Genomic DNA, 14,000 nt, shown 5'->3' on the forward strand with positions numbered 1-14,000 from the left:
CACCTTGTGGGTGCGAGATTCTGGACGATACCGGCTGTGCACCTGCATCGGGATTTACGAGGATGGAAGCAGCCCACAGGCTACACGGATCGCGCCGCCGTGGCCGCAAGCAAACAGCTGCTTACAAAGACCGGGCCGTGCCGGCCCGGTGGAGCTCAGGCCAGTTTCTTCTGCAGAAACTGCGCCTGGCCCATGGCCGGGTCGAGTGCATACGGCGCAAAGCCCTCGCGCAGGTACAGCGCCATGGCACTGGTGTTGCCCGAAAGCACCTCCAGCGTGAGCTTGCAGGCCCCGCGCTCACGCGCCATGGACTCGACGAGCGCCAGCATGCGCTGTGCGATGCGCTGGCCGCGCCAGCCCGGGGCCACCACCACGTCGTGCACGTTGACCAGGGGCTGGCAGGCAAAGGTGGAAAAGCCCTCGAAGCAGTTGACGAGACCCACGGGCACGGACGCCGTGTCCGCACCCTGCTGCGCCCAGGCGATCACGCTGAAGGCCTGGGGGCGCTGCTGCAGTGCAGCGGGCAGGCCCTGCAGCACCTGCCCGGCCAACGGCTGGCCGCCACCGGCAGGATCCCGGGCATAGCCGTCGAGCAACTGCACCAGGGCCCGGGCATCGCCGGGGTGGGCATAGTCCACGCGGCGCACCTCGATCGCTACGTCGGCCATGGCATCAACCGGCACGCGCGGCATCGGCCAGGCGCTGGGCGCTGCGGCTGGCCAGTTGGGCTTCGCGCGCCTCGACCATCACGCGCAGCAGGGGCTCGGTGCCGCTGGCACGGATCAGCACGCGGCCGGTGGTGCCCAGCTCCTGCTTCACGGCCTCTGTCTCGCGGGCCAGCAGCTGGTTGGACTTCCAGTCCTGCCCTGACGCCAGCCGCACGTTGAGCAGCACCTGGGGGTACAGGGTGACGTCGCTGAGCAGATCGGGCAGCTTCCTGCCGCTGCGCACGCAGGCCTGCAGCACCTGCAGGGCGCTGACCAGGCCGTCGCCCGTGGTGTGGCGGTCCAGCGCTAGCAGATGGCCCGAGCCCTCGCCGCCCAGCGTCCAGCCGTGGCGTGCCAGCTCTTCGAGCACATAGCGGTCGCCCACCTTGGCGCGCACGAACTGCACGCCGCGCTGCTGCAGAGCCACCTCCACCGCCATGTTGGTCATGAGGGTGCCGACCACGCCGGGCACTTCCTCGCCGCGGCCCAGGCGGTCGGCCGCCATCAGGTACAGCAGCTCGTCGCCGTTGTACAGGCGGCCCGAGGCATCCACCATCTGCAGGCGGTCGGCGTCGCCGTCCAGCGCAATGCCGTAGTCGGCGCGGTTGGCGCGCACCGAGCGCACCAGCGCCTCGGGGTGGGTGGCCCCCACCTCGTGGTTGATGTTCAGGCCGTCGGGCGCGCAGCCGATGGACAGCACCTCGGCGCCCAGTTCATGGAACACCTTGGGTGCCACCTGGTAGGCGGCGCCATGGGCCCCGTCCACCACGATCTTCAGGCCCTTGAGCGTGAGGTCTTGCGGAAAGGTGCTCTTGCAGAACTCGATGTAGCGGCCCGCGGCGTCGTCGAGCCGGCGCGCCTTGCCCAGGCTGGCCGAGTCGGCCCACACCGGGGCCTCTGCCAGGGCGGCCTCTACCGCCAGTTCCCAGGCGTCGGGCAGCTTGGTGCCCTGGGCGCTGAAGAACTTGATGCCGTTGTCGGGGAAGGCGTTGTGGCTGGCGCTGATCACCACGCCCAGGCTGGCGCGCTGCGCGCGCGTGAGGTAGGCCACGCCAGGCGTGGGCAACGGGCCGAGCAGCACCACGTCCACCCCGGCGGAGTTGAAACCGGACTCCAGCGCGCTTTCGAGCATGTAGCCCGAGATGCGCGTGTCCTTGCCAATCAGGACGGTGGGGCGCTCTTCGGAGCGGCGCAGCACGCGCCCCACGGCATGGGCCAGGCGCAGCACGAAGTCGGGGGTGATGGGGGCCTGGCCCACGGTACCGCGGATGCCGTCGGTGCCGAAATACTGGCGTGTCATGGGTGGAATCCTCGGGTTCTATCGTTTTTTTGGTTTGCCATGCGCCTGCCATCGGCGCACGGCCTTCATGGCTGTGCCTGCTTCTGCTGCTCCATCGCCTGCCATACGGCCAGGGCGCTCACTGTCTCGGCAACGTCGTGCACGCGCACGATGCGCGCACCGTTCACCACGGCCAGCAGTGCCGCCGCCACGCTGGGCAGCATGCGCTCCCCGGCCACGGCCAGCCCCGTCACCGCCCCCAGGGACGACTTGCGCGACCAGCCGGCCAGCACGGCATGGCCCGTGGCCACCAGCTCCTGCTGGCGTGCCAGCAAGGCAAAGTTCTGTTCCACCGTCTTGCCGAAGCCGATGCCCGGGTCCAGCGCTATGCGCTCCCGGGCCACGCCCAGGGCCTGCAGGCCGTCGGCCGCCCGCGCCAGGAACGACAGCACCTCGCGCACCACGTCGCCCGCCATGGGCGCCACCTGCATGGTCTGCGGGTCGCGGTGCATGTGCATCAGGCAAACCCCGCACAGGGGATGGCTGGCCACCACGGCCGCCGCGCCGGGCTGGCGCAGCGCCCACACGTCGTTGACGATGTCGGCACCCAGGTCGAGCACGGCCTGCATCACCCCGGGCTTGTAGGTGTCCACCGAGACCGGCACGCCCAGCGACACGGCCCCCTGCACCACCGGCAGCACGCGGGCCAGTTCCTCGGCCAGCGGCACCGCCGGGCTGCCGGGGCGTGTGGATTCACCGCCGACGTCGAGGATGTGGGCGCCGTCTTTCACCAGCTGTTCGCAATGCCGCAGCGCCGCCGCCGTGCTGGCATGCTGCCCGCCATCCGAGAAGGAATCGGGCGTGACATTGACGATGCCCATGACCTGCGGCCGGGCAAGGTCGATGGCGAAGCGGGAGGTCTGCCAGAACATGGAAAAAAGGGGGGAGGTGCGCCGCCAGGGGCGCACCGGCAGGGAATGAGGGGACGTGGATGCGGATGGGGCGAAGAAGGGGGCAGAGCAGGCCCAGCCACGAAAAACGGGGCACTGGGCCCCGTTGGTGCGGTTGAACCGCTGGTTCGCCTGCCTCGCCTGGCTCTGTCAGGCGGCCGACGGTGCTGCCGGTGCTGCCTCGGTGGCCACGGCAGGTGTGCCGCCGCCCGGGGTGTCGCCACCCGACGAAGGTGTGCGTGGCGTCCAGTCCTTGGGGGGACGGGGCGGCTTGCCGGCCATGATGTCGTTGAGCTGTTCCATGTCGATGGTTTCCCATTCGAGCAGGGCCTTGGCCATGGCGTGCATCTTGTCGCTGTTCTCTTCGATCAGGCGGCGCGCCAAGTCGTACTGCTCATCGATGATGCGGCGCACTTCGCTGTCGACCTTTTCCATGGTCTGTTCGCTCATGTTCGTGGTCTTGGTGACCGAGCGGCCCAGGAAGACTTCGCCCTCGTTCTCGGCGTAGACCATGGGGCCCAGGGCCGTGGTCATGCCGTAGCGGGTGACCATGTCGCGCGCGATGTGCGTGGCACGTTCGAAGTCGTTGCTGGCGCCGGTGGTCATCTGGTTCATGAACACTTCTTCGGCGATGCGGCCACCGAACAGCATGCTGATCTGGTTGAGCATGTATTCGCGGTCGTAGCTGTAGCGGTCCTGCTCGGGCAGGCTCATCGTCACGCCCAGGGCACGGCCACGGGGGATGATGGTGACCTTGTGCACCGGATCGCACTTGGGCAGCAGCTTGCCGATCAGGGCGTGGCCGGCTTCGTGGTAGGCCGTGTTGCGGCGCTCTTCCTCGGGCATGACCATGCTCTTGCGCTCGGGGCCCATGAGGATCTTGTCCTTGGCCTTCTCGAAGTCCTGCATCTCCACGGTGCGGGCATTGCGGCGCGCAGCCATCAGGGCCGCTTCATTGCACAAGTTGGCCAGGTCGGCACCGCTCATGCCGGGCGTACCGCGGGCGATGATGCCCGGGGCCACGTCCTGGCCGATCGGGATCTTGCGCATGTGCACGTTCAGGATCTGCTCGCGGCCACGGATGTCGGGCAGCGTCACGTAGACCTGGCGGTCAAAACGGCCGGGGCGCAGCAGGGCGGCGTCCAGGATGTCGGGGCGGTTGGTGGCAGCCACCACGATCACGCCCAGGTTGGTCTCGAAACCGTCCATCTCGACCAGCATCTGGTTCAAGGTCTGTTCGCGCTCGTCGTTGCCACCACCGAGGCCGGCGCCACGCTGGCGGCCCACGGCGTCGATTTCATCGATGAAGATGATGCAGGGGGCGTTCTTCTTGGCGTTGTCGAACATGTCGCGCACGCGGGCCGCGCCCACGCCAACGAACATTTCCACGAAGTCCGAACCCGAGATGCTGAAGAACGGCACCTTGGCTTCGCCCGCGATGGACTTGGCCAGCAAGGTCTTGCCGGTGCCGGGCGGGCCGACCAGCAGCAGGCCGCGCGGAATGCGGCCGCCGAGCTTCTGGAACTTCTGCGGGTCCTTGAGGAAGTCCACGACTTCCTTGACTTCTTCCTTGGCCTCGTCGCAGCCAGCCACGTCCGCGAACGTGACCTGGTTGTTGTTCTCGTCGAGCATGCGTGCCTTGCTCTTGCCGAAGCTGAAGGCACCGCCCTTGCCGCCGCCCTGCATCTGGCGCATGAAGTACACCCACACGCCGATGAGCAGCAGCATGGGGCCCCAGCTGACCAGCAGGGTCATGAGCAGGGAGCCTTCCTCGCGGGGCTTCACGTCGAACTTGACGTTGTGGCTGATCAGGTCGCCCACGAGGCCACGGTCCAGCACGGAGGCGTTCGTACGGATCTTGCGGTCGTCGTTGGTGACGGCCACGATCTCGCCACCGCTCAGCCCTTCGGGGATGGTGGCGCTCTTGATACGATTGTTACGAACTTCCTCGAGGAATTCGGAGTACCCGATATGTCCTGCGCTGGCGCCGCCACGGGTGTCAAACTGCTTGAACACCGTGAACAGCACCATGGCAATGACCAGCCATACGGCAATTTTTGAAAACCACTGATTGTTCAAGCGGGGCTCCAGTTGCAAGGGAGAAAGGGCGACGGTCACAAAGCCGTCACGGCCTATATGTGGCCCATTTTAGGTCTTTCAAGCCAAGGCGCCATGGCTATTCCCCCTAGCGGCCATGGGCACCGCTCGGGATTTACGGGGGTTTTTCACAAATCGGCGCTCTTTTCGATCGATTGACCTCCTCGGCACGCCCCTTTGTACTCTGAACTCCCTACTGCCGGCGGCCCACGAAACTGGCGCAAACCAAACCAGTGCTCCCGCGCAAGGGCCGCCCCGCCGCGCTGGGAGCGTCCCCCTCCCCGCATTGCGCAGCAATGCAGGAGAGAGGGGGAAGGCGCGAAGCGACTCAGGGGGTGCTTACTTCAGCCCCATGCCGACGAGGAAGGTTTCCGACGATTTGTCGCGCGAGGCCTTGGGTTTGACGGGTTTCACGACCTTGAAGGTCTGCTTGAACAGCGTGACCAGGTCGCTGTAGCCGCTGCCATGGAACAGCTTGACCACCAGCGCCCCGTCGGGCTTGAGGTGGGCCGTCGCGAAATCCACCGCCAGCTCCACCAGATGGGAAATGCGGGCAGCGTCGGCCGATTCAATGCCCGAGAGATTCGGCGCCATGTCCGAGACCACGACGTCCACCACCCGGCCCTCCAGCGCCGCCTCCAGCTGGGCCAGCACCGATTCCTCGCGGAAATCGCCGTTCAGGAAGGTCACGCCCTCGATGGGCTCCATGGGAAGGATGTCCAACGCGATGATGTTGCCATTGAGCTGCCCCGTGGCCGCGCCGCTGGGCGACAGGCGCCGGCGCACGTACTGGCTCCAGGCGCCCGGGGTGGAGCCCAGGTCCACCACGGTATTGCCGGGCTTGATCAGGTGCAACTGCTCGTCGATTTCCTTGAGTTTGTAGGCCGCACGGGCCCGAAAACCCTCTTTCTGGGCCAACTTGACATAGGTGTCGTTGACGTGGTCGTTGAGCCACGCCTTGTTGACCTTCTTGCTTTGGGTTTTAACTTTCATTTCGATCTCTTCCGGTTCGGGGAACGCGTTCAGGATGGCATTCAGCGTTTCCTTCGCCCTGCTCTGCCATTCGTCATTTTCGTCTAGTTGACCCGCGAGCGATTCCAGCACCGCATAGGTCGGGTCCATTCCTGCCATCTGGTACAGCTTTATCCGCTTGTCCATCCCGCATGGCCTTGACCCTTGCTTCCAGCCGCTTATCCACGTGTGGCTGACCCCCATTGCTTCGGCTACCTCCTTCTGCGTTCCAAGCAATGAAGTTGCTCTTTCAATAGCAATTTTCAATGTCATAAGTTGCTACTCCAGTGGTAATTTTCGTTTACATTAAATTGCCATTTCACTAGCAACTTACCTATTGAAGTGGTTAGTTTAACCATCATGGAGCCACCCATGCCAGCCACCCAGCTCTCGTTCTCTGAATTCGCCCAAGAGCGCTTCTTGGCGCTCACATTCCTCCCTGCACCACCTGCAGCGGTCCCCAGCACTCCCCCTGTCCAGCAAACCGCCGTTGCGGTGGTGGCTCACCCATTGGCGGTGGACGGTGGGGAGTGCCCTCGCTTTGAACCTCCTGTTGCTCGCGTGTTTCGAGGTATTTCCTATTTCGACATGCGCGACGACTACAGGTCGTCCGACGTCGATATGTCCGGTGACGACATGGATGCGCCCTCCATGATTCCTTCTGGTAGCCACACCTCCGATCGGTACTCCAAGGGCGTCGTTACTGCCTGGGGTTTTGGTTGCAGCCGCGCCGGGAATTTCTGAGATGCCAGCGAACCTTGACCTCAATGACAAGCTGATCAAGCGCGGCTTGCTCGTTTCCTGGCATGGCTATCGCGGGGAAGTGCTCCGCGTCCGCACGGGCCGATGCTTGGTCCGCATCCCCGGCAATGCCCTCGGCAAGTGGCTCCCCTGCTCCACCGTGCAGGTCGTCATCTGACACCCCTCCGCCATGCCTCGCTGGCCGGGGCATGTCAGAGCGCTGTTGCTCATATCCGGGCCATAGCTGCCCATCAAAGGAGTCTCCATGTCTGCCTATGCATCCCTGATGGAAATCATCCTCATCGAGGACAAAACGTCCAAGACGCCGAATGCCAAAACTGGTCAATACACCCAATGGAAAGAGGCACGCGCCATCGTTCGAAAAGAGGACGGCTCTGTGGCCACCGTCGGCATGTTCCGCGTCCCGGCCAGCCTGGAGGGGCAGGTAGGTTTGGGACTGTTCGCGGTGGGCTTCACGCTCGGTGTACGCGACTACGGCGACAACGCGGGCCGTATCGAGGCCCAGTTTGTGTCGCTGTCGCCAGTTGATCCAAAGGCCGTTTTCGCACCCAAGAAACCCGGCGCAACCCCTGCCCCTGCAAACGCTTGATTCCACCCCCTGGCGGCTTCCCTGAGGCCGTCACAGGGTGCAATCCCGCACCGCAAAAAGGAGTCAATCCATGCGCAAGCAAACCCTCGTCAAGCTGGCCGCCGTGCACGCCTTCACCCTGGCCACTGCTGGCTACGCCCACGCCGCCCTGCCTGCAGGTGTCACCACCGCCATCGAAACCGCCGGCACCGACATGACCACGGCGGTCACGGCCATCATCGCGGCCTTCGTCGTGTTCTGGGGCTTGAAGAAGCTCGCAGGCAAGTTCGGCTGGATCTAAATCCGGCTATTTCCTTAACCTAATAACCTTCAGCAAGTTATTCGGCTGTGTTCGGTTTAACAGGGACCTTGGTCCCTGTTTTTTAAGGCGGGGTACCTATGCCTCAATGCATTAAGTTATTGCCTGCGGGGAGCGTTATTGGCGTCGCCGGTGGCAGTAACGTATTTAGCTCCACTGGTGTATTTGTCAATGACAATACCTGCGCGTCCGGTCTTCAGGTGCTCAATGCCGCTGAGCTTGCAGAACAGCGCCAGACAATCAAAGTAGATAAGACTTCAGACCCTGAGGTCCGCGCTGACTTAATGGACATGTTTTACATATTCATTGTTGTGCTGATTGTCATTTGGGGCCTAAAGCAGTTGCTTAATCTATTTGCCTCCGACACGTCAAAGGATTAATCAAATGCTTTCACCAGTCGATTACATGATGGCCTTTGGCCTCTGCATGATTCTGTTCATCGCCTTTAAGTGAGGTGCTCATGTCTCAGTCAGATTTGCTCTACGTTACTGATGCTCTCCTAGCGTCGGCTTTGTACTTCGGCATCATGGGAGGCATTATCGGTTCTGGCATATTCACCATTGCCGGTATTGCATTCCGCGCTGGGCAGCGTTTTTTCAAGGGGCGCTAAAATGCTGCGCCTATTTCTTGCCCTGGTGCTGATTGCCGCTAGCCCTGCTTTCGCTGGCTATGCCCAGCTGGCCCCACCCCCTGGCATCACGTCCGTGGGTGGCGTTACCACCATCTCCACGGGCGCTGCTGCTGCCAACGGCGCTCGGTACGCTGGCGGCCATGTCATCGCCAATGCAACCCTCAATGTCGGCGCTCGGTCTGTCGTTGTTCCTGTCGGCATGCGGGTTGCAGCCAATGCTGCTTCATTCACGGCCACCAAATTGAATCCCTGGTTGGCCGGTGCTTCGTTGGCTGCTGCAGCGCTTCCCTTTGTGGCTGATATGTTGGATCGTGCTCACGCCGATGATTCATTGCTCGATTTGATTTATGACCCTGCAACGCAGACCGTGCGCAAGAAAATCGGCGGGTCTGAGCCGCCTAATCTTCAAGGCGAGGTCACCGATAATGGTATTGATATTCCCGCTGTCAGGTCCAACAACGGTCTGAGCATTCCGGATTACATGACCACTATTCAGGATCAGACATGGTCGTGCAGTGTTCCCCATTTCATAATACAGCCGTCGATGGCCAATCCCTGCGGCCCTGGCACGTCTGGTGTTTGGATAGTGTCTTGTCAAGGCGGTAGGGCATGGTCTGGCAATATGTGCACCGGTGGCGGTCCGTTGCCAATGAAGGTGCCCCCTGCATACTCGGCGCCTACCCAGTCGCAGATAGATGCATTTTTGTCTCTCCCCATCGATCCGCGCATATTACCGGCGCTGGATTTGCCTATCCCCGTTGAGCCTGCACCGGTGATTAACCCTGCGACTGAGCCTTCGGGTAATCCCCTTATCGGGCCAAACGGCAATCCGGCCCCTCAGTTGCAGCCTTCAACACAGCCCCTGCGCTTTCCCGATGGTGACCCCATCCCGAACCCTGGCACCAATCCCCAAACCTACACGCAACCATGGCATGAGGTCTGGCCTTCTCCCACTGCTGGCGAGCCTTGGCGCGTCGATGTTCGGCCTACCACCACCATCGTCAACAGCCCGCTCCCTGCTCCTGATCCGGTCCCGAATCCCAATCCGAACCCCAGCACCGGCACCGGCCAGACCGACTGCGAAAAATTCCCCGGCTCTCTCGGCTGCGTCCCAGTCGGCACGCCCCCCACGGTCGCCATTCCCACCAGCACCCGTGAAATCACGCTGCAGACCGGCCCAACGTTCGCCGGTGGCGGCTGCCCCGCTGATGTGATGTTGAGCATCCACGGCAGCTCTATTAAGGCCCTGGACATCCAACAGGCCTGCGGTTGGGTGTCCAACTGGGTGAAGCCGATCATCCTGCTGCTGGCCGCGATATCCGCCGTGTTCATCGTCTACCCCAAGGGAGATTGACCCATGCCGTTTGCAGCCTTCTTGCTCGCGATGGTCCAGCCGCTGCTGGCGCGCATCATGGTCGTGATGGGCCTTAGCCTCGTCACCTTCACCGGCATGTCAGCGATGGTCGATCAGGTCATCGGCTACGCGCAAACCGCCTGGGCTGGCCTCCCTGCAGGCATGCTCGCTCTTGCTGGCCTTGCAGGCATCGGGCAGGCCCTCGGCATCATCATGAGCGCCATCCTTACCCGCGTGCTTATCTGGCAGCTCAGCAAGTCCGTTCGGCTTCTGGCCAGCAACACATGATCACGCTGATCACAGGCGCGCCCGGCAGCGGCAAGACGCTGTACGTCGTCACAGAGCTGCTCAAGCCACTGATCGGCACCAGCGTTTGGGGTGAAGACGACGACGGCCAGCCAAAGGAATTCCCTCGCACGGTGTACACCAACATCAATGGCCTAGTTCTGGACCATGTGGAGATCGGCGGCGAGGGCGATCACTCCATTCGCGACTGGTTCAAGTGGGGCAAGCCCGGCGATTTCATCTGCTATGACGAAATCCAAAAGAGCTGGAAAAAGCGCCCCACCGGCAGCCACGTGCCCGACTACATCGAGCACCTCGAAACCCATCGGCACTACGGCGTTGAAATCGTCCTCATGACCCAGGGCGTCGGCTTGGTGGACCAGAACCTAGCGCCGCTGATCGGTCGCCATCTGCACGTGCGTCGCATCGGCTTCCTGCCCATGTCGATCATTTACGAATGGGACCACTGCAGCCGCGCCACACTGTTCTCCAAGGCCGTCAAAAAACGCTTCTGGTGGTTCAAGCGCGATGGGTACAAGCTCTACAAATCCGCCAAGCTGCATATCAAGCCCAAGACGGCTATTCCCACCTTGGCCTATGTGGTGCTGGCAGCGATCGCGGGTGCGCTGTACTTCGTGCCCGGGGCCTTCAATCGCATCGCTGGCAAGACTGACCAGGTCAAAGCAAACGTGGCCGGTGTGGACCCCAAAACAGGCCAGCCAGGCGCGCCAGGTGCTGCATCAAACGCGCCAGGCGCTGCGACCGCTGCAGGTCGTCCAGCCGGTCCAACAGGCGGCACCTCAGACCCCAATCAAGGCCAGCGTTACGACTCGACCCAGTTCATCCCGGTGGTGAGCTATGAACCTCGATCTGCGCCCGCCTATGACCATCTGCGGCAGGTCGTGGCCATGCCCCGGGTCATCGGCGCGTACTGCGTTGGCGAGGAGTGCCAGTGCTGGGCCCAGCAGGCCGTGCGCGTGCTCAACAGCAGGGATTGCTACGACTGGGTGAACAACCGGCGCTTCGACCCGTACATGCCCGACAGCCCCGCCCCCCCTCCCCCTCAAGACTCGCAAAACATTGCGGCCGCGGCTGCGCCTGCAGGGGATCACCAATGAGCTTTCTTACTGGGGACAAAACGGGGCCCCTGGAACGGAGACCTTGTGTCGTAGTGGGGGGTGGGGTATGGGGCAAGGCCCCATGTCAACCGTGGTGCAAAAAGGGCCGGTGGATCAGCGCCAGACGTGTGCAAAGCGGCCACCGCGCCAAGCGCAGCGCCGGGGCGGAGGCCGCGCGCAGCGCGGCCTAGATTTATCCAATAAACACTTTAGAACACGGGCGGCAAAGGGCCCAAAAAGGTGAACCCCGCATGGACGGCAATCCATCGGGGTTCTTGGTCACAACGTAAGAGGGGTTACGCCATGGCAATACGTATTTTGCAGGATCACGATGGATCGCGCTATGCCGCGATGAGCTACGGGAGTGGGGTCTTCAAAGTCAAGGCCCATGAGTTGGGCAATGGCCACATCGAGGTCACCGGCAGCGAGCGCATCGACTGGCGCGAACTGGATTGGCCCGAGTGGCAGATACAGGACCATTTGGACATGGTTGCCGCTGCCGATATCGATGAGGATGAGCGCCGCCAAAGGTCGCTGACGATCGCAGCAAACCGGGCTACAACGCGCGTTCGCAAGCTGTGCAAGGCCATGGGTGCTGACACCCTCATGACCCTCACATACAAGGCCAATCAGACTGACCTAGAACTGTGCAAGCGGCACCTTAAAGAGTTCGTGCGCCGGGTGCGGCGGGTCATTCCTGAGTTTCGTGCAGTGGCTGGCTTCGAGGAGCAAAAGCGCGGCGCATGGCACGTCCACATGGCCACGATCAAGCTTCCCTCAAGCCTCAAAGCTCGCAATGGGGTGAGCGTGAAAAGCTTCAACGTGCTGCGCGCCATCTGGCGCTCCGTCACAAAAGAGTACGGCGGCAACGTCGATGTGTCGGCCCGCAAACGGCATAGCCAGCGCACTGCAGCTCGCATCGCGGCCTACCTTTCAAAGTACATCACCAAAGCCTTTGAAGAGGGCGACAAGTGGTCAAACCGGTGGACCAAATTCGGGGATGTGACCTTGCCTCCTCCCGTCGACCTGGGCGAACATCAAGACATAGCCTCGGCCATGCGTGCTGCTGCCCTGGTCTACCTCGCTGGCCGCGTGGACACCATGCACATGAGCAAATTCCAAGACTGGTTCTATTTCGCCTTCGAGGGCGACCCGGGTAGCTCAAGCATGCCCGCCAAGCCCATTTCCCGGCCCGTCGTGGCCCTGTAAGGGGTGGGGGTAGGCATGGGTGCCAATCACCAGAGTGTTGCTTTCGTTACCGTGGCTTTTTTGGGCGGCGGAAGCTTCGGGGTGTGTACACAGTCTTTACCGGCTCGAACTGATGTTGTTCCTCTGCGTTGCGCAGACGAAGAGCCAATGGCCTCGGCCGCCGCCAATAAAGCCAAAGCCTATGCGCGTAGATCGTCAGTGCTCCGGCAAGGATCACCAATCCACATGACACCGCCCAAGGATGCCGCTGAAACAGCTCCATGGCCCACGTTTTTAGGTTCATGCCGCAACGCTAGCACAAGGGGGCACCATGGGTACTAGCAAGCCGAAATCGAATAACGTTACCGGGCGAGGACGCCCGCGCGAGCATTCAAGTGATGGTGCCCGCGTCGCTGCTTTTAGAGCGTCGAAAGTGCGCAAAGAATTGCTGCTTCCTCAATCGACCGCTGATGCAATTGCTTACATATCCTGCTCCCTCGATTGCAGCCAGCAAGAGCTGCTTCTAAGTCTCGTCCGGTTTGCGTTGACCAATCGAAATTGGCGCGTCGTCGGACTCTACGGAGGGGGGAAGGATGTTGATAGGGTATGCGCGGGTGAGCACGAAGGATCAGGAAACGCACCTTCAGCTTGATGCTCTGGCTAAGGCCGGGGTCACGGTGATTTTTCAGGAGAAGGGGAGTTCTGTTGGCGCTCGGCCTGAGTTGCAAAAAGCGCTCGATGCGCTCGCTGCTGGTGACGTGCTCGTTGTCTACAAGATGGACAGGGTGGCTCGGTCGCTGAAGGATCTGCTGGCCATCCTGGACCGGATCAAGTCTGCTGGTGCTGCGATTCGGTCGCTCACAGAGCCGCTGGACACGTCCAGTCCGTTGGGCATGTTCATGATTCAGATTCTTGGTGCCGTTGGGCAGTTGGAGCGGTCGATAACTCGCGAACGCACTGTTGCCGGTCAGGTGGCAGCTATCAAGCGCGGCGTGCAGTTCGGTCGGCCTAAGTTGCTATCACCAGAGCAGGAGGCTGCTGCGCTTGCGGCGGTTGATGGTGGTCGCTCGATGTCTGCTGTAGCGCGCGACTACAAGGTTTCGTTGATCGTCATCCGGCGCCTGATTGCTGAGCGGAACGGGCAAAAAAATACCGGGCTGTACCCGGTGTTGAAGCAGTATTTGGATGAGTAGAGGTGTCTACAACTATTAACTTTCATTGTGTTTTTCTTTCAGCCTCGATAATACGGCCCATGCCCCAAATTCAATTGACCCCCGCCGAGCGCCGGGAACACCGCGCCAACGCCCACCATCTCGACCCCGTGGTGCTCGTGGGCGGCGACGGCCTGACCCCCGCCGTCCAGAAGGAAATCGACGCCGCCCTGAATGCCCACGGGCTGATCAAGGTGCGCGTCTTCGGCGACGACCGTGCCGCGCGCGAGCTGATGTACCAGCAGCTCACGGCCGACCTGAACGCCGCCCCGATCCAGCACATCGGCAAGCTCCTGGTGCTGTGGCGCCCTCAGCCTGCCAAGGAGCGCACCATCGACGAGGACCGCATGCCCGGCCCGCGTGACGTGAAGGTCCTGAAATACAGCAAGCGCGCCGGCCAGCGCCCCGAGGTCAAGCAGCTGCGCGTGCTGGGCAACCAGCGCCTGACGCCTGGCGGCCAGATCAAGCGGGCCAAGAAGCCCAAGCTCAAATCCGTCAAGAAACGCCAGGCCGACTGATC

15 protein-coding genes are annotated in these 14,000 nt (G+C 62.4%); 10 read left to right on the forward strand and 5 right to left on the reverse strand.

All coding sequences use genetic code 11. The features are described from left to right. Positions 1-155 precede the first annotated feature (155 nt). The 5 genes from AC07PA_RS18745 to AC07PA_RS18765 form a co-directional block, all read right to left on the reverse strand. The gene (locus AC07PA_RS18745; protein ID WP_494606189.1) at positions 156-668 is read right to left on the reverse strand and encodes a GNAT family N-acetyltransferase; all 513 of its coding nucleotides are present in this window, start codon (positions 666-668) and stop codon (positions 156-158) included. 4 nt (positions 669-672) lie between these two features. Further along, complete coding sequence (gene glmM / locus AC07PA_RS18750) at positions 673-2,007, reverse strand: phosphoglucosamine mutase (protein ID WP_494606190.1); 1,335 nt, start codon at positions 2,005-2,007, stop codon at positions 673-675. A gap of 65 nt (positions 2,008-2,072) precedes the next feature. Further along, entirely contained in the window at positions 2,073-2,918 is an 846-nt protein-coding gene (gene folP / locus AC07PA_RS18755; protein WP_007852348.1) for a dihydropteroate synthase, read from the reverse strand. 168 nt (positions 2,919-3,086) lie between these two features. Then, complete coding sequence (ftsH, locus tag AC07PA_RS18760; RefSeq protein WP_007852345.1) at positions 3,087-5,015, reverse strand: ATP-dependent zinc metalloprotease FtsH; 1,929 nt, start codon at positions 5,013-5,015, stop codon at positions 3,087-3,089. Positions 5,016-5,372: 357 nt separating this feature from the next. Continuing rightward, positions 5,373-6,026, reverse strand: coding sequence for an RlmE family RNA methyltransferase (locus AC07PA_RS18765; RefSeq protein WP_007852342.1), 654 nt, complete (start codon positions 6,024-6,026; stop codon positions 5,373-5,375). A gap of 390 nt (positions 6,027-6,416) precedes the next feature. Between AC07PA_RS18765 and AC07PA_RS18770 the strand changes: the two genes are divergently transcribed. The 10 genes from AC07PA_RS18770 to AC07PA_RS18815 all read left to right on the forward strand — a co-directional run bounded on the left by AC07PA_RS18770 (position 6,417) and on the right by AC07PA_RS18815 (position 13,998). Beyond that, the gene (locus AC07PA_RS18770) at positions 6,417-6,788 is read left to right on the forward strand and encodes a hypothetical protein (protein ID WP_494606193.1); all 372 of its coding nucleotides are present in this window, start codon (positions 6,417-6,419) and stop codon (positions 6,786-6,788) included. Between the two features lies 1 nt (position 6,789). Further along, entirely contained in the window at positions 6,790-6,963 is a 174-nt protein-coding gene (locus AC07PA_RS18775) for a hypothetical protein (protein WP_494606195.1), read from the forward strand. Between the two features lie 87 nt (positions 6,964-7,050). Further along, the gene (locus AC07PA_RS18780; RefSeq protein ID WP_494606197.1) at positions 7,051-7,395 is read left to right on the forward strand and encodes a hypothetical protein; all 345 of its coding nucleotides are present in this window, start codon (positions 7,051-7,053) and stop codon (positions 7,393-7,395) included. Between the two features lie 70 nt (positions 7,396-7,465). After that, entirely contained in the window at positions 7,466-7,675 is a 210-nt protein-coding gene (locus tag AC07PA_RS18785; RefSeq protein WP_494606199.1) for a major capsid protein, read from the forward strand. Between the two features lie 629 nt (positions 7,676-8,304). Continuing rightward, entirely contained in the window at positions 8,305-9,678 is a 1,374-nt protein-coding gene (locus AC07PA_RS18790; RefSeq protein WP_494606201.1) for a hypothetical protein, read from the forward strand. Between the two features lie 3 nt (positions 9,679-9,681). Beyond that, positions 9,682-9,966, forward strand: coding sequence for a DUF2523 domain-containing protein (locus tag AC07PA_RS18795; protein ID WP_494606203.1), 285 nt, complete (start codon positions 9,682-9,684; stop codon positions 9,964-9,966). After that, positions 9,963-11,081 (forward strand): zonular occludens toxin domain-containing protein, encoded by a 1,119-nt coding sequence (locus AC07PA_RS18800; protein ID WP_494606205.1) that lies wholly within the window; start codon positions 9,963-9,965, stop codon positions 11,079-11,081. Before AC07PA_RS18795 ends, AC07PA_RS18800 begins: the two co-directional genes overlap by 4 nt. 303 nt (positions 11,082-11,384) lie before the next feature. Then, positions 11,385-12,290 carry a rolling circle replication-associated protein gene (locus tag AC07PA_RS18805; protein ID WP_494606207.1) on the forward strand — a complete coding sequence of 302 codons (906 nt, stop codon included), beginning with the start codon at positions 11,385-11,387 and terminating at the stop codon, positions 12,288-12,290. A gap of 572 nt (positions 12,291-12,862) precedes the next feature. Next, positions 12,863-13,462 (forward strand): recombinase family protein, encoded by a 600-nt coding sequence (locus AC07PA_RS18810; protein ID WP_494606209.1) that lies wholly within the window; start codon positions 12,863-12,865, stop codon positions 13,460-13,462. A gap of 59 nt (positions 13,463-13,521) precedes the next feature. Further along, positions 13,522-13,998: a YhbY family RNA-binding protein gene (locus AC07PA_RS18815; protein ID WP_007852340.1), complete on the forward strand. Its 477-nt coding sequence runs from the start codon at positions 13,522-13,524 to the stop codon at positions 13,996-13,998. Positions 13,999-14,000: the final 2 nt, after the last annotated feature.

The sequence above is a fragment of the Acidovorax sp. GW821-FHT09B03 genome (genome assembly GCF_059418305.1).